This window comes from Plantibacter sp. MCCC 1A11337 (assembly GCF_013349365.1).
GTDB lineage: Bacteria > Actinomycetota > Actinomycetes > Actinomycetales > Microbacteriaceae > Plantibacter > Plantibacter flavus_A.
In genome coordinates this window covers 238,082-256,770 of record NZ_JABJWX010000005.1, presented here as the reverse complement: position 1 = coordinate 256,770, position 18,689 = coordinate 238,082, and the positions used below count along the sequence as shown (strand labels likewise).

Genomic DNA, 18,689 nt, shown 5'->3' with positions numbered 1-18,689 from the left:
GAGTGAGGAGGCGGTTACGCCTTCGCGGCTGCGGGCTTCCGCGCCGGAGCCTTGCGGGCGGGCGACGTCGCGGGCTTCGCTGTTGTGGAGCGTCCGGCACTCAGTGTCGACTGCTCGGGCAGCGGCTGCAGGGTCGTGAACCGCGACAGCTGCGTCACGTGGTGAGGCTGCAGCTCGTCGAGCGACGCGACACCCAGCAGCTTCATCGTGCGCACGATCTCACCCGAGAGGATCTGGATCGCACGATCGACGCCCTCGCGTCCACCGGCCATGAGCCCGTACAGGTAGGCGCGGCCGATGAAGGTGAAGCGCGCACCGAGCGCGACGGAGGCCACGATGTCGGCGCCGTTCATGATGCCGGTGTCGAGGTGCACCTCTGCGTCCTTGCCCACCTCGCGCACGACGCTCGGCAGGAGGTGGAACGGGATCGGCGCGCGGTCGAGCTGGCGGCCGCCGTGGTTGGAGAGCTGGACGGCGTCCGCACCGAGGTCGACGGCGAGCTTCGCATCGGCGACCGACTGGACGCCCTTGACGATGAGCTTGCCCTTCCACTGCTCGCGGATGTACTTGACCTCGTCCGGGCCGACGGTCGGGTCGAACATCGTGTCGATGAGCGCCGCGACGGTTCCCGACCAGCGGTCGAGGCTCGCGAAGGCCAGTGGCTCCGTGGTGAGGAAGTTGATCCACCATGCCGGGCGGGGGAGCGCGTCGACGATGGTCTTCGGGGTGAGCGACGGCGGGATCGTCATGCCGTTGCGGACGTCGCGCAGGCGGGCGCCGCCGACCGGGGTGTCGACCGTCACGACGAGGGTGTCGTAGCCCGCCGCGGCCGCGCGATCGACGAGCGCCATCGACCGTTCGCGCTCGCTCCACATGTACAGCTGGAACCAGTTGCGCCCACCGGGTGCCGCCGCCTTGACGTCCTCGATCGAGGTCGTGCCCATGGTCGACAGGGTGAAGGGGATGCCCGCGGCCGCGGCGGCGGAGGCTCCCGCCCGTTCGCCCTCGGTCTGCATCATGCGGGTGAAGCCGGTCGGCGCGATGCCGAAGGGGAACGCGACACGCTCGCCGAGGACGTCCCAGCCGGTGTCGACGTTCGCGACGTTCTTCAGGACGGCCGGGTGGAACTCGATGTCCTGGAACGCCTGCCGTGCCCGAGCCAGCGAGATCTCGCCCTCGGCGGCGCCGTCGGTGTAATCGAAGGGCGCCGTCGGTGTGACCTTCTTCGCGATCGCCCGGAGGTCGCTGATGGTGGTGGCGGCCGCCAGGCGTCGCCGGCGAGCGTTGAACTCCGGCTTCTTGAACTGCATGAGCGGCAGGAGGTCATGGGGCTTGGGGATGCGGCGTTGAACCATGGTCTGTCTCTTCTTTCCGCGAACTGTCGCTTGAGGTGGGTGTCGAGGGGTGCGGACTGTCGTCTTCTGACAGTTCGCGAGCCTGGTAGTAGTTGGTGATGTGGGAGCGGACGGACTGGCGGGCCAGCTCGGCGTCGGCGTGGCGGATCGCCTCCACGATGCCCCGGTGCTCGGCGCGCAGGCGGTCGGCGGTGGCTGACCACGACGCCAGTTGCGGGACACCGGCCAGGACGTAGCGCTCGATCGAGTCGCGGAGGCCGGACATCGTGGCGACGAGGACCTGGTTGCCCTCCGCCTCGGCGAGCGACAGATGGAACTGCGCGTCGAGGGCGAGGAACTCGGCCTCCGTGAGCGTCGACTGGTCCATCGCGTCGAGCAGAGCCTCGGGGTGTGTGAGATCGGGGACGGTCGTTCCGGCGCGCGACGCGAGACTGTGGACGACCGCGGTCTCGATCACGAGCCGGGTGTCGACCACGTCCTGGACGGCGAAGCCTTGCGCGGCCACCTGGAGCCGCATGAGGGTGGCCATGCCGCCGGACGGCGTGGCGACGATGATCGCGCCGGCGGTGGGGCCGGATCCCGTGTGGGTGCGGATGAGTCCCAGGACCTCGAGGACCCGGATCGCCTCGCGGACGCTGGACCGACCGACGCCGAGGTCGATCGCGAGCTGTCGTTCGCCGGGCAGGCGGTCACCGGGGGTGAGGACACCGCTGAGGAGGTCCGACTCGATGCGGGCGAGCACGACCTCCCAGGCCCGGGGCTCCGCCGCTGGGGTGGCGGGCTGCGTCGCCGGGGCCGCGGCCGGCGCGGCCGTCGCTGGTGCGTTCATCGATCCTCCTTCGACACTGCGGTGTGGTCAGACCACAAACCCTACCTCTTGAACCGATTCAACGCGAGCCCTTCGCGCAGATTTCTCTGCGAGGGGGTTTCGGCGGATATCGACGCCCGTCTCAGGTGCGGAGGACGATGTTCTCCGGCTCCTCGTCGGCCAACAGATGTTCGATCTGCCGACGCAGGAGACGCGCCATCCGCGGCAGCATGGCGCTCGTCGCACCCCCGATGTGTGGGGAGACGAGCGCGTTCGGCAGGGACCACAGCGGGTGGTCGGCGGCCAGTGGTTCGGGGTCGGTCACGTCGAGCGCCAGTCGGATGCGACCGCTCGTCGCGTGCTCCACCAGGGCGTCGGTGTCGGCGACGGGGCCGCGGGCGACGTTCACGACCAGGGCGTCGTCGGGCAGTGCCGCCAGGAAGTCGTCTCCGATCAAGCCGCGGGTGCTGTCGGTCAGCGGGACGACGACGATGACGATCTCCGCGTGCGGCAGGAGTTCGGGCAGTTCGTCGATGCCGTGGATCGGCCCCCGCTCGTCCTCCCGCGCGCTCGACGCCACCCGGGTGACCTCCACCTCGAACGGAAGCAGGCGCTCCTCGATGGCCGCGCCGACCCCGCCGTACCCGATGAGGAGCACGCGGCGGTCGGCGAGGCTCGGGCGCTGGCTCTGCAGCCATTCGCCCGTCCGCTCGGCTCGCACGAAGTCGGGGATGCCGCGCTGCGAGGCGAGGATGAGCCCGACCGTGAGCTCCGCCGTCGAGGCCTCGTGGACGGTCGCAGCGTTCGCGAGGGTGATGCCCTCCGGGAGGAGGTCCGCAAGGCCGTCGTAACCGATCGACTGCACCTGGACGAGCTTCGGCGTCACCGCGCCGACGTTCGCGAGCGGTTTGTTCGAGCCGAGGTACACGGGCACGACGAGGTCGATGTGCTCGACCGGCGGTTCGGTGCGCAGATCCCATTCGACGAACTCGACGCCCTCGGGGAGGGGTCCCTGCGACAGCACCTCCTCGCGCAGGTCGGAGGGCAGGCTGACGATGAGTGGAGAAGCGGTCATGCTGCGACGCTACCGGCTGACGGTCGTGGAGCCGGCAGGCTTGCGCGGCTCGTAGCGGGTCGGCTCGAAGGAACGGGCGACGAGGGCGCGCAGGGACTCGAGGTCGCCGTCGATGATCCCCACCGCCCTCGCCTGGACGAGGACGTTCCCCAGTGCCGTCGCCTCGACGGGGCCGGCGATGACGGGGATCCCCGCACGGTCGGCCGTCAGCTGGCAGAGGAGCGTGTTCTGGGATCCGCCGCCGACGACGTGGATCGCGCGCACCTGGACCCCGGACAGCTCGGAGGCCGTGTGGACGGCGTCCGCGAACGCCTGCGCCAGGCTCTCGATGATGCACCGGACGAACTCGGCACGGGACTGCGGGACCGCCCGCCCGTGCTCGGTGAGGAACCCGGCGATGCGCGCCGGCAGGTCACCGGGGGCGAGGAACCGGGGGTCGTTCGCATCGAACACCGAGACGGGTGCGTCGACCGCGGCGGCCTGGGCGATGAGCCCGGGGAGGTCGATCGTCTCGCCCCCGCGCTCCCAGGTGCGCACCGACTCGCTCAGGAGCCAGAGTCCCATCACGTTGTGCAGGAAGCGGGTGCGTCCGTCGACGCCGCCCTCGTTCGTGAAGTTCGCCGCTCGACTCGCCTCGGTGAGGACCGGGCGTTCGAGCTCGACCCCGACGAGTCCCCAGGTGCCGCAGGAGATGTAGGCGGCATCCGGGGTCGTCATCGGGACGGCGACGACCGCTGACGCCGTGTCGTGCGAGCCGATGGCGGTGACGGGGGTGGAGGAGGCCAGGCCGACCTCGGCGGCGACCGCTTCGAGGAGCGTCCCGATGCGATCGCCCGGCTGGACGATGGGCGGGAGGATCGTCGCCGGGATGTGGAGCCGGCCGAGGAGCTCGGTGTCCCAGGCGGTCGGTTCGCCGGCGCGGACGAGGCCGGTGGTGGACGCGTTGGTGGCCTCGGCGACACGGGCACCCGTCAGCCAGTGCGCGATGAGGTCGGGCACCAGAAGCGCGGTGTCGGCGACGTCGAGCATGCCGGCGTCGCGCTCGGTCGCGAGTTGGTAGACGGTGTTGAACGGCAGGAACTGCAGGCCGTTCACGCGGTAGAGGTCGGCGAACGGGACCGTTCCGTGGACCGCCTCGACACCTGCAGCCGTCCGTTCGTCGCGGTAGTGGAACGGTGCGCCGAGGAGGCGCCCATGCCGGAGGAGGCCGTAGTCGACCGCCCATGAGTCGATGCCGATGCTCGCCAGGTGCGGCTCCTGCTTCGCTGCGCCCGACAGCCCCGCGATGATCGAGCGGTACAGCTCGAGGATGTTCCAGTGCAGGCCGTCCGGCGTGCGGACGGGCGTGTTCGGGAACCGCGCGACCGGTACGAGGCGCAGCTCGCCGGGGCCGACGTGGCCGAGCATGACCCGCCCGCTCGTGGCCCCGAGGTCGACCGCCGCGACGGTGCCGCTCCGGTCTGCCGCGCTCATCGCAGGAAGGCCGCGGCCACGCCCGCGTCGACGGGGATGTGCAGTCCGGTCGTGTGGCTGAAGTCGCTCGTGCAGATCGCGAAGACCGCGTTCGCGACGTTCTCGGGGACGACCTCGCGCTTGAGGATGGTGCGCTGCGCGTAGAACTTGCCGAGGTCCTGCTCGTCGATGCCGTACGTCTTCGCGCGGTTCGCACCCCAGCCCGAGGCGAAGATGCCGGAGCCGCGGACGACGCCGTCGGGGTTGATGCCGTTCACCTTCACACCGTACTCGCCGAGCTCTGCGGCGAGGAGGCGGACCTGGTGAGCCTGGTCGGCCTTCGTCGCGGAGTAGGCGATGTTGTTCGGGCCGGCGAACACGGAGTTCTTCGACGAGATGTAGACAATGTCGCCGCCGAGCTTCTGGTCGATGAGCACGCGTGCGGCGGCCTTCGAGACGAGGAACGAGCCCTTCGCCATGACGTTGTGCTGGAGGTCCCAGTCCGCCTCGGTGGTTTCGAGGAGCGACTTCGACAGCGACAGACCGGCGTTGTTGACGACGAGGTCGAGCCCGCCGAAGGCCAGGACCGTCTCGTCGATCGCGGCCTGGACGGCGGCCTCGTTCGAGACGTCGGCGGCGATGCCGATCGCGACGTCCGTGGTGCCGAGCTCAGCTGCCGCGGCCTGCGCCTTCTCCAGTGAGAGGTCGGCGATCGCGACGACCGCACCCTCCGCGACGAGACGCGTCGCGATGGCCTTGCCGATGCCGGATGCGGCACCGGTGACGAGCGCGATGCGGGTCGCGAGCGGCTTCGGTTTCGGCATCCGCTGCAGCTTCGCCTCCTCGAGCGCCCAGTACTCGATCGCGAACTTCTCGGCCTCGTCGATCGGCGCGTAGGTCGAGAGTCCCTCGGCGCCGCGCATGACGTTGATGGCGTTGACGTAGAACTCGCCGGCGACGCGGGCGGTCTGCTTGTCCTTGCCGAAGCTGAACATGCCGACGCCCGGGACGAGGACGATGAGCGGGTCGGCACCGCGGATCGCCGGGCTGTCGGCCGTGGCGTGGCGGTCGTAGTAGGCCTGGTAGTCCTCGCGGTACGCCTCGTGCAGCGTGCCGAGACGCTCGATGACCTCCTCGACGGTCGCCGTGGCGGGCAGGTCGACCGTGAGTGGCTTCACCTTGGTGCGGAGGAAGTGGTCGGGGCAGCTCGTGCCCAGCGCGGTGAGGCGTGGGTGCTCAGCCGAGGCCAGGAAGTCGAGGACCTCGGGGCTGTCGGTGAAGTGGCCGACGACGGGGCGGTCGGCGGAGGCGAGCCCGCGGATGGTGGGTGCGAGGGCCGCCGCCTTCGCACGACGCTCGGCCTCGGGGAGGGCCGCGTAGCCGTCGAGCGCCGGGCCGAACGGCTCGGGGCGGGAGTTCGCCTCGATGTACGCTGCCGCGGTGTCGATGATCCACAGCGAGTTGGCTTCGGCCTCCTCGGAGGTGTCGCCCCAGGCGGTGATGCCGTGCCCGCCGAGGATGGTGCCGACCGCCTGCGGGTTGTCGGCCTTGATGGCGGCGATGTCGAGGCCGAGCTGGAAGCCGGGGCGACGCCATGGGACCCACACGACCTTGTCGCCGAAGATCTTCGCGGTGAGTTCGGGGCCATCGGCGGCGGTCGCGATGGCGATGCCGGAGTCGGGGTGCAGGTGGTCGACGTGGGCCGCGTCGACGAGGCCGTGCATGGCGGTGTCGATCGACGGGGCCGCGCCACCCTTGCCGTGCAGGGTGTAGTCGAAGGCGGCGACCATCTCGTCTTCGCGGTCGAGGCCGGGGTAGACGTCCTGCAGGGCGCGCATGCGGTCGAGGCGGAGGACCGCGAGACCCTCGGGCTTGAGCGTGCCGAGGTCGCCGCCCGATCCCTTGACCCAGAGGAGCTCGACCGGCTCGCCCGTGACGGGGTCGATCTCGGTGCCCTTGGCCGAGGTGTTGCCGCCGGCGTAGTTGGTGTTCTTCGGGTCGCTCCCGAGGCGGTTGCTGCGGGCGATGAGCTCGGCAGCGGTTGGGTTCACGGACATTCGCACTCCTTCGTCGGGGCACGTCCGTGCCCAGTGTTCGATCGTGTTAAGTGTCACACGAAGTGACAGATCTCGCAATGGCGGATGTCCCGATCTCAGGAGGGCTGTGGCGCGTCGCGATCGTCGCGGAGCGACGCGCGGGGTGACTCCTGAGAACGGGACGTGCGGGGCGGGTCCTCAGAGGAGTTCGACGGCGTCGCGGTAGGCGTCGAGTGCAGGGTCGGTGGGGTCGAGTTCCGTGACGAGGAGGTCGACGTCCGCCAGGGCGAAGCCGACCGCCATCGCGCGCTGTCCCAGCTTCGAGGACGCGGCGACGAGGATCGTCTCGTCCGAGGCACGGGCGAACGCCTGCTTGACCTGCGCCTCCTCGAGGGTGACCTCCGAACTGCCGACGGTCGAGTCGATCGCGGCGGCCGACAGGAAGAAGCGCCGGTAGAGCACCGACGACGCCGCCTGGCAGGCGATGGGGCCGATGAAGCTGTCGGTGCGCGGCTCGGCCTGGCCGCCGACGAGGATGGCCGTGATCTCGCGGTTCGCGCCGGCGAGGAGGAAGTTCGGGTAGGAGTTGGTCGCCACCGTGAGCGTCGACTCGCCGAGCAGTCGACTGATGCCGCCGGCCGTGCTGGAGGCGTCGATCGCGATCGCGCCGTCCGTCGGGATGAGTGACCGGAGCTTCTCGACGATGGCACCCTTCTCGCGGACGCCCGTCGCGGACCGCTCGGTGAAGGTCCTCGGGCGCAGGGTCGGTATCGCCCCGCCGCGGACGCGCCGCACCAGGCCGAGCTGCTCCAGGTCGGCGAGGTCGCGTCGCACGGTCATCGAGGACACGTCGAGCTCCGCAGCCGCGTCGTCGAGGCGGATGCTGCCGTCGCGTTCGAGGATCGCGGTGAGCCGGGTCCGCCGTTCCTCGGCGCCGAGCGTGCCGGTCGTGGCCATGCCGCCCCCTGTCCTTCGGTGTCGGACGTGTCCGTTCGTGTCCGTGTGAACAGGATGTCACAGCGGGGGAGGTCTCGGTCTGGTTCAGAACTCAGGAGGCCTTCGGCGCGTTGGTCGCGTGACGCGGCGTGGCGCCGCGCCGCGCCGCAAGCGTCCTGAGTTGCGGACCAGCGTGCGTCACGGACGCCGAGGTGCCTCAGGAGGCGGCGTCGATGAGCGTCTCGGCGGCGCGACGAGCGTGCAGCGCAGCCTCGGGGGAACCCGTGATGGCGGCGGTGGTCTGGGCGCCCTCGGCGAGGATCGCGAGCTGGGGTGCGAGTGATGCCGGCGCGCCGGCGTCGGCGACGAGGTCGGCGACGTAGTCCTGGAAGGACGCCTTGTGTTCGCGGGTGATGGTGGCGACCGCCGGCGAGACGCCCCCGAGCTCCCCGAAGGTGTTGATGAATCCGCAGCCGCGGAACGAGTCGTCACTGAACCAGCCGGCCAGATAGTCGTAGATCGCGAGGAGGCGGTCTCGGGGCGTTTCGGCGTCGTCCACGAGGGCGCTGACGCCGGTGGTCCAGATCGCGTGCCGGTGCTCCATGACCGCGAGGACGATGTCCTCCTTGCTCGGGAACTCCGAGTACAGGCGCTTCAGCGATACGCCTGCCGCCGAGCGCAGCTCGTCCATGCCGACGGACTGGATGCCCTTCGCGTAGTACAGGCGGTCGGCGGCGTCGACGATGATGTCGCGCACGGAGGCCGGTGCCGCGGGTGCGCCCGCCGGGCTCGGCGACGCGATGGTCATCGTCTGTTCGCTGGTCATTCCATCAGTGTACTTGCATTGAGAACGATCGTTCCCTATGCTGATGGACACCGAAGAGAACGCTCGTTCTCAATTCGGGGCGTGGAACCGGGCGACGAGCCCGGACGCTGAAGACGAAAGGAATCGAACCATGTCGTTCATCACCGTCGGAACCGAGAACAGCACCTCCGTGGAGCTGTACGTCGAGGATCACGGCAGCGGCCAGCCCGTCGTCCTCATCCACGGCTACCCCCTCGACGGCTCGTCGTGGGAGAAGCAGACCGCGGCGCTCCTCGACGCCGGCTACCGCGTCATCACCTACGACCGCCGCGGTTTCGGCAAGTCCTCCAAGCCCACCGAGGGCTACGACTACGACACCTTCGCCGCCGATCTCAAGGCCGTCGTCGATGGGCTCGACCTCCACGACGCGGTCCTGGTCGGCTTCTCGATGGGCACCGGCGAGGTCGGCCGCTACCTCGGCACCTACGGCTCGGAGCGCGTCGCGAAGGCCGTCTTCCTCGGATCGCTCGAGCCGTACCTGCTGCAGACCGATGACAACCCGACGGGCGTCCCGCAGGACGTGTTCGACGGGCTCCTCGCCGCCGTCACCGACGACCGCTACGCGTTCTTCACGAGCTTCTTCGAGAACTTCTTCAACACGGACGAGAACCTCGGCTCGCGCCTGAGCGAGGAGGCGCTGCGGGCCAACACGCAGCTCGCCTACAACGCGTCGCCGTACGCGTCGGTCGCGGCGCAGCCGACCTGGCTGACCGACTTCCGGGCCGACGTCGCGAAGATCGACGTTCCGTCGCTCATCGTCCACGGCACCGGCGACCGCGTCCTCCCGATCGACTCCACCGGTCGCGTGTTCGCGAAGGCGCTGCCCTCTGCCGAGTACGTCGAGATCGAGGGCGCCCCGCACGGCATGCTCTGGACCCACTACCGCGAGGTCAACGAGCAGCTGCTCGCCTTCCTCGCGAAGTAGTCGGCTCGGTCGGCTCGCAATTCAGGTCCGTTCCGGCGCGTCGGCGAACTCGGCCGGCGCGCCCGTGGTGACACGCCGCGCGCGTCCTGAGTTGTGAACGTCCGGATGTGGATGAAGCCCCGCGACCGGGTCGGTCGCGGGGCTTCATCGTGCTCGGGTGTGCCTAGGCGCCCCAGCTCGCCTGCGTCCCGCCGACGCGCTCCTCGGCGATGTGCTGCTGGTAGCCCGAGGCCAGGTAGGCGCCGAACGGGTCGGCGGGCAGGCCGCGGCTCTCGCGCCAGGCGGCGAGCGGCCCGCGGACGTCGGTGTAGAACGCGTCCATGAGGATGCCGTTCGCGCCGAGCACGTCGCCGGCCTCCTGTGCCGCGGTCAGTGCGTCGCGGTCGACGAGCAGTGCGCGCGCGGTCATCTCCTGCACGTTCAGCACCGAGCGGATCTGACCGGGGATCTTGTCCTCCACGTTGTGGCACTGGTCGAGCATGAACGCGACCGGCGAGTCGTCGTCGAGGCCGCCGCCGCGGACGACTTCGTAGAGGATCCGGAACAGCTGGAACGGGTCGGCTGCACCGACGATGAGGTCGTCGTCGGCGTAGAAGCGCGAGTTGAAGTCGAACGAGCCGAGCTTCCCGAGACGCAGGAGCTGGGCGACGATGAACTCGATGTTCGTGCCAGGCGCGTGGTGGCCGGTGTCGAGGCAGACGAGGGCCTGGTCGCCGAGCTGGGCCACCTGGGCGTAGGACGTTCCCCAGTCGGGGACGTCGGTGTGATAGAACGCCGGCTCGAAGAACTTGTACTCGAGCACGAGTCGCTGTTCCTCGCCGAGGCGGGCGTAGATCTGCTGGAGCGAGTCGGCCAGGCGGTCCTGCCGGCCGCGGATGTCCTGCTGGCCCGGGTAGTTGCTGCCGTCGGCGAGCCAGATCTTGAGGTCCTGCGAGCCGGTCGCGTGCATGACGTCGATGCAGGCGAAGTGGTGGTCGATCGCCTTCTGACGGATCACCGGGTTGCTGTGGGTCAGGCTGCCGAACTTGTAGTCCTCGTCCTGGAAGGTGTTCGAGTTGATCGTGCCGAGCGCGACGCCGTGGTCCTCGGCGTAGCGACGGAGCGCGCTGAAGTCGTCCACGAGGTCCCACGGGATGTGGAGTGCGACCTTCGGCGCGAGGGCGGTGAACTCGTGCACCTTGGCGGCGTCGGCGATCTTCTCCTCGGGCGTCCGCGGGGTGCCGGGCGTCGTGAACACCTTGAAGCGGGTGCCGGAGTTGCCGAACGCCCAGGAGGGGAGTTCGATGGCCTGCTTCTCGAGCAGGGGGGTGATGGTGTCGAAACTGGTCATGGTCACTTCTCTGTGCGTGTTCCGGTGGTCTTGGGCGCGTTCACGGCGCTGACTGCAGCATACGTGAATCGTTTCAATGGTGCTACTCGTGCAGGGCGGCGAGCTGGTCCTCGAGGTGGAACACCTCGGTGAGTCGAAGGAAGCCCTGGTCGGGTGGCAGGTCGAGGTCGACGAAGAACTCACCCATCTCGGCCTGCCAGCGCGCGTTGACCTCGGTCTCGGCCATGCCGGCCTGGGCCGCTTCAAGGGAGGCCGTCTCGAAGTACCCGATGAGGAGGCCGTCGTCGCGGACGAAGAGCGAGTAGTTGTGCCAGCCGGTGTCGGCGAGGGCCCGCAGCATGTCCGGCCAGACGGCGGCATGGCGTTCGCGGTACTCCGCGAGGCGCTCGGGTTTGACTTGGAGCTGGAAGCACACGCGGTGCAGGGGTCGGGCACTCGTCATCGAGTTGATCCTTCGGCTTCGGGGAATCTGAATCGATTCATCAATGCCATTCAGGGTAATCGTGACGGCGATGGTCGGTCAATCGCCTCCTCCCATCTGTCTCCGGCGCGCTGAGCGGTATGGACGCTGCTAGCGTGGCGAGGACGACTTCGGGGGAAGATATGAGATTCACGCTGTTGCCAGTGCCATTCATCGCGGCTGGCCTCCTGCTGGCCGGCTGCACCCAGGCACCGCCTTCGCCTTCGCTTTCGCCCTCTGCGTCTCCGCCGGTATCCACGTCGCCGTCGCCGTCCGAGGTTGCGAGTATCGAGCCCGTCGAGCCCGCGGTGTCGCCACCACCGGTCGACCAGTCGACGGCGCTGACGGCCCAGACCGCCTACGACATCTGCACGCGGACGGTCGCAGACACCTACGCCACGGCCGAGGGTGGAACTCCGGATCAGTTCGTGTACCGTTCCATCGAAGACTCCAAGGTGATCGCTCGTGATGACGGGCTGTACTTCGTCCTCGTCGATTTCACCAATTTGGTGACCACTCCTGACCTGGCGGAATCGGGCACGGCCCAGTGCTATCTCGGCGGCACCGTCGAGCAGCCGTATTTCGCGAGCTTCGGGACGGTCTACCGCCCATATGCTGACCAGCTCGATCCCTACATCCCCGAACCGGGCGGTCGCGCCTGACCCTCGCGTCGGAGCCGGACAGGCGCCTGCGACACTCGGGCCGCCCGCAATCCACGTGAGGGGGCGCCGGGTCACACGTCACCGCCCTCGCCTCGATCGCAGCGTCCTTCGCGCGTTCGAGAACTGAGCGGGGTCTCGTTCCAGCTCTCGGGTTCCGCGATCGGGGCGCGGTACGGCTGTCCGATGCCCCTGGACACCTCGGAGCCAAGTCCCTAGCGTGGAACGCATGGCTGCCGACGACGCGCCACCCGATGCACCCACGATCGACGGTTCCGACGGTTCGGAGGAGACGACCGTCGCCTCGGAGAGCCCGCACTGGCGTCGCGACGTCGCGGTGTTCCTGTCCGGCCAGACGGTCTCGCTGTTCGGCTCGATGCTCGTGCAGTACGCGATCATGTGGCACCTCACGCTCGAGACGAAGTCCGGTGTGGTGCTCGCGTTCGCCGCCGTCGCGGGGTTCCTGCCGCAGGCGATCGTGTCGATCTTCGGCGGGGTGTGGGCCGACCGCATGAACCGCAAGCTGCTCATCATCGCAGCCGACGGGTCGATCGCCATCACGACCCTCGCGCTCGCGATCTTCCTCATCAACGGCGCCGCCGAGCTCTGGCTCATCTTCCTCACGCTCGCGATCCGCTCGGTCGGCGCGGGCATCCAGATGCCGGCGGTGTCGGCGCTCATCCCGCAGATCACGCCGACGGACAAGCTCATGCGGGTCAACGGCATCAACGGCTCCATCCAGTCGGCCATGATGCTCGTCGCGCCGGCTGCAGCCGGTGCGCTGTACGCGAGCGCGTCGCTCGTCGCGATCTTCTTCGTCGACGTCGTCACGGCCGCCATCGGGATCGGGTTGCTGCTGCTCGTGCCGGTGCGGACGCTCGTTCGGTCGGGCGAGCGCCCCGGCTACTTCGCCGACCTCACCGAGGGTGTGCGCTACGTCTGGCACCACGGCTTCGTGCGCTGGTTGCTCATCCTCTTCGCGATCGTGTTCCTGCTGATCGTCGCGCCGTCCTACCTCACGCCGCTCATGATCGCCCGCTCCTTCGGTGACGAGGTGTGGATGCTGACCGTGAACGAACTCGCCTTCAGCGTCGGCATGGTCGGCGGGGGAGCGATCATCGCGATCTGGGGCGGCACCAGGAACCGCGTGCTCCTCATCGTCGGCTCCTCGGTGGTGTTCGGGGCGCTGTCCATCGGCCTCGGACTCTCGACGAACCTCTGGGTCTTCTTCGGCTTCATGTTCCTGCTCGGGCTCGCGGTGCCGTTCTTCTCGACGACGTCGATGACCCTCCTGCAGGAGCGCGTCCAGCCGGAGCGGCAGGGTCGCGTGTTCGGGTTCGTCGGCATCGTCATGGCGGTGTCGATGCCGCTCGGGATGATCGTGTTCGGGCCGCTCGCCGACACAGTGTCCGTCGAACTGCTCCTCGTCGTCGCCGGCGTGCTCACCTTCGTGGTGCTCGCCGTCGCCGTGCTCGTGCCGTCCGGGCGACGGGCGATGGCCGAGGTGACGAAGCAGCCGTGATCCGCTCCGGTCGTCCGGTCAGGGGAGCTGCGCCGAGTAGCCCTCGCGGTAGGTGGGATAGCGGTAGGTGAATCCGGTGTCGCGGAGGGCGGCCGCCGTGATGCGCTTGCCGCGGTGCGGTTCTTCCGGGGTGCGACCGGCGTCGTCGAGCGTCGGGGGAGCGACGCCGAGTCGATCGGCGAGGAAATCGGCGACCTGCGACAGCAGGACCGGCTCCTCGTCGATGCCAGCCACGGCAGGCGGGAGCGATGCCGCCGGCAGGTCGAGCAGGTGCACGATCACGGCAGCTGCGTCGTCACGGTGGATGCGATTGGTCCAGCCGGAGGGCCGGGTGACGTGGCCGTCGCGGACCTGGTCGACGAACATCGTGGCCGTCGGGCCGTAGAGACCGCCGAAACGGATGGTGCTCGCCTCGGGCACGGCGGCGAGGACTGACTCCTCGGCCGCGAGCAGGGCGCGTGCGGTGCCGGTGGTCGGGACGGCCGGCGTGGTGTCGTCGATCGTCTCCCCACCGTCCTCGCCCCACACCGCGGTCGACGAGACGAACAGGATGCGGGGTGGGGTGCCGGGGAGCGCGGCTACGGCAGCGAGGAGGTGCCCGACACCGTCGCGGTAGAGGGCGTCATAGGCCTCGACCGAGCGTGCCCGGGGCGCAAGGGCCACGACGATCGCCGTCGTCTCCACAGGGAGATCGGGGGCGGAGGTCGTGAGGTCGCCGAGCTGGAGCGTGAAGCGCCCCTCGACCGAACCGGGCGCTGGGTTCGGCTCGGGGGCCGGGTTCGACTCGGGCGCCGTGCGCTTCACGCCGACGACGTCCTCCCCACGGGCCAGGAGCCTCCCGGCGACGTCCGAGCCGAGCTGTCCGAGTCCCACGATCACGACGGTCATCGCTCCACCGTACCCGGCGCCAGGGGTGAGAATGGTGGGATGAGTGCTGCGGGGGAGTTCATCGACGCGGCGCTCCAATACGAGGGCGACGGCTATCGCGCAGCGGACGTGGCCGAGCGGCTGGGCGACGGACTTCAGTCCTACGGGTCCTCGGTCGGTGCGGTCCGCGGCACCGTGCGGGACGCGCTCCGGAAGTTCCGCGGGCTGGAGCACGACGAGCTGACAGCCCTCGCCTCGGAGCTGTGGGCCGTGCCGGTCTTCGAGCGCCGGCTCGCCGCGATCGTCCTGCTGCAGTCGAGCGTCCCGGTGCTCAAGCACACCGATCTGACGAGGATCGAAGGTTTCGTCCGCGCCGGTCGGGTGCCCGAGCTCGCCGACCCGCTGGCCGCCGACGTCATCGGACCGCTCCTGGAGCGCCTCGACGGGACGCCCCGGACCAAGGCCGAGAGCGTCCTCGACCGCTGGATGCAGGACGAGCCCTGGTTGCGACGTGCGGCGCTGCTCGCCCCGATCCGCGAGCTCGGTGCGGGTGGCGGCGATGTCGATCGCGCCACCCGTCGGCTGGCCGTCGCCCTGGACGGCTTGCAGCGGCCGGCGCCGATCGCCGTGGTGGAGCCCGCGATGGAGCGTCTTCGCGCCGTGCTCTGATCCGTCCTGTCGCGAGGTCCGCGTTCGACTCAGAGACCGACGGCGCCTCACACCTGGCGGAAGTCGATCCCCAGGAGGCTCGCCGCAGCCCGGTAGTCCGCCGCCCGGTGCCCGAGCGACAGCGACCAGTGGTGCCCGATACCGGTCGCGCTCCACTCGTCCACCCAGACCCCCGGGTCGCGCCCGAAGTCGACGCGGCTCGTCGTGTTGCCGATCGCGAGCAGTGGGCCCGGGACGACCTCGCCCTCTGATGCGACGAAGGCGAGCGAGCCGTCGCGGTCCTGCCCCAACCCCAGCAGCGTGACCGGCCCGTGCCGCACGTCGAACTCGACGCTCACACCCCAGCCGCGCTTGCCGTGGTAGACCCCGAGGCCGCGCAACAGCGGGTCGCGGGAGCTGACGGCGAGGTGCGCCGGTCCGTCGTGTCCCATCTCGACGACTCCGTCCTCGAAGTCCAGCGCCTGGATCTCGCAGAACGACCCACCGGCGCCGGCGACCTGGGTCGCGAGCTGGGCGACCGTCGTCCGCAGCTCGTACTCGCCGGTCGTGGGGACACCGCGAGCGGTGAGGAGGGACGCGCCGAGGATCATGCCGGCGCCGAGTCGCTCGTGCTGTTCGCCGTCGCGACCCCGGTGGTAGTAGGCGAGGCTGTCGAGCGCGAACTCGTCGACGAGCCGGTCGAGCCCGACCGACACCTTCGCTCCCCACGCGAAGTCGTCCTCGACCACCGTATCGTCGAGGGTGAAGACCTCCCTGGCGAGGGCCATGCGGTCGGCGACCTCGGCATCGGTCACCTCGTCGATGAGGACCCGGAGGTCGTCGAACTCCACGACCTCGACGTGCGAGCCGAAGGTGGTCGGCAGGAGGGTGAGGTCGGTGGAGACGTCGAGCATGCCGGGGTAGACGTGGCCCATGAGGCCGTGGCGGGCGTGACGGAGGGCTGCGCGGACGTGCGCCGCCTGGATCCACTGCGAGATGCGGTCCCACGCCGACTCCTGACGCAGCCACCCCGACACCGAGCGGAACGGGATGCCCGCCCGACGGAAGACGTTGCCGACCTCGGGCACGGGGCACTGCCCGCAGTAGGCGAGCCAGGCGCCGGTGTCGAAGCTCGCGTGGTCCATCCGCTCGGTCGGCTGCAGGTCGATGACGAGGACCGGGGTGTTCGCGCGCTGGGCGATCGGCAGGACCATCGAGGAGGTGAGGTAGGTGGTGAGGAACAGGACGATGAGGTCGCAGTCCCCCTGTCGGAGGTGTTCCGCCGCGGCGTCGCCCTCCTGCGCGTCCGAGATGAAGCCGACGTCGACGACCTCGGCGTCCATCTGCTGGAAGCGTTCCGAGACGTACCGGGCCGATTCCTGGAGCTGGGGGAGCAGCTCCGGGAACTGCGGCCAGTAGGTACCGAGGCCGCCGGCGACGAGGCCGATGCGGGGCTTCCGCCGTGCCTTCGGGGTGAGGAGCGGGTGGACGGCTGCTGCGGTGTGGGTCATCGTCGATCCTTGGATGGGTGCGGGTACGGGAGTATTTAATCGATTAAATACTGGTGACGACTGTACCCGGGCGTCACCGCCGCGTCCAGCCTCGCCGCTGCTCAGGCAGGCAGGGGAGCGGACTCGCGGACGACGAGATGCGGCTCGAGCGTCCGCGCGACGTGCTCGTGTGCCGCGCGGTCGGCGCCCAGCTCGGCCAGGAGGATCTCGACGGCCATGCGCCCGAGCTCGTCCTTCGGCTGCTCGACCGTGGTGAGCGGCACCCGCCCGTCGGCCGCGAGCGCGAGATCGCCGTAGCCGACCACCGACACCTCGTCGGGCACCGCGAGACCACCGTCGTTCAACCCCCTGATGACGCCGAGCGCGAGCTGGTCGTTCGTGCAGAACACGCCGGTCGGACGCGGTGTCTCTGCCGCGATCCGACGGCCCGCGATGCGCCCCGAGTCGACGGTCATCTCGTCGACGGTGACCTCGCGGAGGTCGTCGGGGTCGAGACCGGCCGCGACGAACGCGTTCCGGGCACCCTCGCGTCGATCGGCGCACTGCGGGATCGCCAGGTCGCCGTTCACGAGCACGATCGACCCGTCGGCGAGGACGGGAGCATCGCGTCCGGCGGACACTCGGGCGGGATCGGCGAGCAGGTGCGCGACCGCGAGTTCCCCGCCGTGCACGTCGTCGATCGCGACCGAGCAGCCGGTGCCCTCGGGGGCGGTGCGGTCCATGAGCACGAGGCGGCTGCCGACCCGTCGCAGCTGGGCCAGCCGGGAGGCGTCGGCCGTCAACGGGGCGACGAGTGCGCCGGCAGCCCGGTGCTCGGCGAGCATCTCGAAGTGCCGGAGTTCGAGGTCCGGGTCGTCATGGCTCACACAGAGCGCGACCGTGTAGCCGTGCTCGGCCGCGGCCTCGGTGACCCCGCGGGCGATCGCCGAGTAGAACGGGTTCGCGATGTCGGGGATGACGAGGCCGATGAGCCGGTTCGTGCCCTGTCGCAGGGTGGCGGCGGCGCGGTTGGGGACGAAGTCGAGCTCCTCGATCGCCGCGAGGACGCGCTCGCGCGTTGCGGGGGCGACGATCTCGGGGCGGTTGAGTGTGTTGGAGACGGTCGCGTTCGAGACGCCGGCGAGTCTGGCGACGGCGGCGAACCCGATGTCGTGCTTCGCCATGCTGCCCTCCGATTCCACTCCGAGCGTACCCGGCGCGACCCTCGTCCCGTTCTCAGGACTCCTCCGGTGCGGTGGGACGATCTCCACCCGACACGCCGCGGAAGTCCTGAGAACGGTCCGGAGGCGACCGCTACGGGAGGGTGTGGCCAGCGGCGGTGAAGAGGCGGTACCACTCCTCTCGCGACAGGGTCACGTCGGAACCTGCGGCCGCTTCCTCGACGCGCGACGGCTTGGTGGTGCCGAGCACGACCTGGATGTTCGCGGGGTGCCGGGTGATCCACGCGGTCGCGATGCCGGACGGCGTCACGCCGTGCGCGGCTGCGAGCTCGTCGAGCACGTCGTTCAGCTCCGCGTAGTGCTCGCGGTCGCCGATGAACACGCCCGTGAAGAAGCCGGCCTGGAACGGCGACCACGCCTGCAGGGTCATGCCGGTCAGGCGGCTGTAGTCGAGCATCCCGTTGTCGCGGTCGATCGACTGGTCGAGGCCGGCCATGTTCGCGGCGACGCCCGACGCGATGATCGGGGCGTGGGTGATGCTCAGCTGCACCTGGTTGACGATGAGCGGCTGCTCGACGGAGCCCTTCAGCAGCTCGACCTGTGCCGGCGTGTGGTTGGAGACACCGAAGTTCCGGACCTTGCCCGAGGCCTGCAGGGCGTCGAACGCCGAAGCCACCTCCTCCGGCTCGACGAGGCTGTCGGGGCGGTGCAGAAGCAGGAGGTCGAGGTAGTCCGTCTTGAGGGCGGCGAGCGACTCGTCGACGGTGCGGAGGATGTGCTCCTCCGAGAAGTCGAAGAAGCCCGGGCGGATGCCGACCTTCGACTGGATGAGCACCTGCTCGCGCTCGGCGGCGGTGAGGGTGACGGCGTCTCCGAAGCGGCGCTCGCAGCCGTGACGCTCCGAGCCGTAGATGTCGGCGTGGTCGAACACGGTGACGCCGGCGTCTCGTGCGGTGTGGAAGAGGGTGCGGATCGCCTCGTCGTCGAGGGGCTCGATGCGCATGAGGCCGAGGACGATGCTGGACGCGGTCAGGTCGGTCTGGGGCAGGGGGATGGTCTTCATCCGACCATCCTGGCCGA

The 18,689-nt window shown here is 69.7% G+C and carries 17 protein-coding genes; 4 read left to right on the top strand and 13 right to left on the bottom strand.

What is annotated here, in order from left to right:
* Positions 1-14: 14 nt before the first annotated feature.
* From HOW07_RS17775 to HOW07_RS17745, 7 genes are all read right to left on the bottom strand, one after another.
* Complete coding sequence (locus tag HOW07_RS17775; RefSeq protein ID WP_175118054.1) at positions 15-1,355, bottom strand: alpha-hydroxy acid oxidase; 1,341 nt, start codon at positions 1,353-1,355, stop codon at positions 15-17.
* Positions 1,324-2,184, bottom strand: a complete 861-nt coding sequence (locus tag HOW07_RS17770; RefSeq protein ID WP_175118052.1) for a FadR/GntR family transcriptional regulator — start codon at positions 2,182-2,184, stop codon at positions 1,324-1,326. The genes HOW07_RS17775 and HOW07_RS17770 overlap by 32 nt, the downstream gene beginning before the upstream one ends.
* A 121-nt stretch (positions 2,185-2,305) precedes the next feature.
* Positions 2,306-3,238: a 2-hydroxyacid dehydrogenase gene (locus HOW07_RS17765; protein ID WP_175118050.1), complete on the bottom strand. Its 933-nt coding sequence runs from the start codon at positions 3,236-3,238 to the stop codon at positions 2,306-2,308.
* A gap of 9 nt (positions 3,239-3,247) precedes the next feature.
* Positions 3,248-4,711 carry a rhamnulokinase family protein gene (locus HOW07_RS17760; protein WP_175118048.1) on the bottom strand — a complete coding sequence of 488 codons (1,464 nt, stop codon included), beginning with the start codon at positions 4,709-4,711 and terminating at the stop codon, positions 3,248-3,250.
* Positions 4,708-6,747 carry a bifunctional aldolase/short-chain dehydrogenase gene (locus HOW07_RS17755; protein WP_175118046.1) on the bottom strand — a complete coding sequence of 680 codons (2,040 nt, stop codon included), beginning with the start codon at positions 6,745-6,747 and terminating at the stop codon, positions 4,708-4,710. The genes HOW07_RS17760 and HOW07_RS17755 overlap by 4 nt, the downstream gene beginning before the upstream one ends.
* Before the next feature lie 177 nt (positions 6,748-6,924).
* Positions 6,925-7,683 carry a DeoR/GlpR family DNA-binding transcription regulator gene (locus HOW07_RS17750; RefSeq protein WP_071260429.1) on the bottom strand — a complete coding sequence of 253 codons (759 nt, stop codon included), beginning with the start codon at positions 7,681-7,683 and terminating at the stop codon, positions 6,925-6,927.
* Positions 7,684-7,879: 196 nt separating this feature from the next.
* Entirely contained in the window at positions 7,880-8,470 is a 591-nt protein-coding gene (locus HOW07_RS17745; RefSeq protein ID WP_175118138.1) for a TetR/AcrR family transcriptional regulator, read from the bottom strand.
* 148 nt (positions 8,471-8,618) lie between these two features.
* On the opposite strand from HOW07_RS17745, the gene HOW07_RS17740 reads away from it, so the two are divergent.
* Positions 8,619-9,452, top strand: a complete 834-nt coding sequence (locus HOW07_RS17740) for an alpha/beta fold hydrolase (RefSeq protein WP_064294873.1) — start codon at positions 8,619-8,621, stop codon at positions 9,450-9,452.
* Positions 9,453-9,615: 163 nt separating this feature from the next.
* Here the strand turns inward: HOW07_RS17740 and rhaI are convergent, their stop codons facing one another.
* Together rhaI and HOW07_RS17730 are read right to left on the bottom strand one after the other, a co-directional pair.
* Entirely contained in the window at positions 9,616-10,782 is a 1,167-nt protein-coding gene (rhaI, locus tag HOW07_RS17735; RefSeq protein ID WP_175118044.1) for an L-rhamnose isomerase, read from the bottom strand.
* Positions 10,783-10,864: 82 nt separating this feature from the next.
* Positions 10,865-11,224 (bottom strand): L-rhamnose mutarotase, encoded by a 360-nt coding sequence (locus tag HOW07_RS17730; RefSeq protein WP_217485399.1) that lies wholly within the window; start codon positions 11,222-11,224, stop codon positions 10,865-10,867.
* Positions 11,225-11,385: 161 nt separating this feature from the next.
* Here HOW07_RS17730 and HOW07_RS17725 point away from each other — a divergent pair, with 161 nt between their 5' ends.
* Together HOW07_RS17725 and HOW07_RS17720 are read left to right on the top strand one after the other, a co-directional pair.
* Positions 11,386-11,904, top strand: a complete 519-nt coding sequence (locus HOW07_RS17725; protein WP_175118042.1) for a hypothetical protein — start codon at positions 11,386-11,388, stop codon at positions 11,902-11,904.
* 226 nt (positions 11,905-12,130) lie between these two features.
* Entirely contained in the window at positions 12,131-13,423 is a 1,293-nt protein-coding gene (locus HOW07_RS17720; protein ID WP_175118040.1) for an MFS transporter, read from the top strand.
* Positions 13,424-13,441: 18 nt separating this feature from the next.
* On the opposite strand, the gene HOW07_RS17715 is transcribed toward HOW07_RS17720, so the two are convergent.
* Positions 13,442-14,311, bottom strand: a complete 870-nt coding sequence (locus tag HOW07_RS17715) for an NAD-dependent epimerase/dehydratase family protein (RefSeq protein WP_175118038.1) — start codon at positions 14,309-14,311, stop codon at positions 13,442-13,444.
* Between the two features lie 39 nt (positions 14,312-14,350).
* Between HOW07_RS17715 and HOW07_RS17710 the strand changes: the two genes are divergently transcribed.
* The gene (locus tag HOW07_RS17710) at positions 14,351-14,959 is read left to right on the top strand and encodes a DNA alkylation repair protein (protein ID WP_175118036.1); all 609 of its coding nucleotides are present in this window, start codon (positions 14,351-14,353) and stop codon (positions 14,957-14,959) included.
* A 47-nt stretch (positions 14,960-15,006) separates the two neighbouring features.
* On the opposite strand, the gene HOW07_RS17705 is transcribed toward HOW07_RS17710, so the two are convergent.
* From HOW07_RS17705 to HOW07_RS17695, 3 genes are all read right to left on the bottom strand, one after another.
* Positions 15,007-16,449: an L-fucose/L-arabinose isomerase family protein gene (locus HOW07_RS17705; RefSeq protein WP_175118034.1), complete on the bottom strand. Its 1,443-nt coding sequence runs from the start codon at positions 16,447-16,449 to the stop codon at positions 15,007-15,009.
* Positions 16,450-16,550: 101 nt separating this feature from the next.
* Positions 16,551-17,612 carry a LacI family DNA-binding transcriptional regulator gene (locus HOW07_RS17700; protein WP_175118032.1) on the bottom strand — a complete coding sequence of 354 codons (1,062 nt, stop codon included), beginning with the start codon at positions 17,610-17,612 and terminating at the stop codon, positions 16,551-16,553.
* A 130-nt stretch (positions 17,613-17,742) separates the two neighbouring features.
* Positions 17,743-18,672, bottom strand: a complete 930-nt coding sequence (locus tag HOW07_RS17695; RefSeq protein WP_121292188.1) for an aldo/keto reductase family oxidoreductase — start codon at positions 18,670-18,672, stop codon at positions 17,743-17,745.
* Positions 18,673-18,689: the final 17 nt, after the last annotated feature.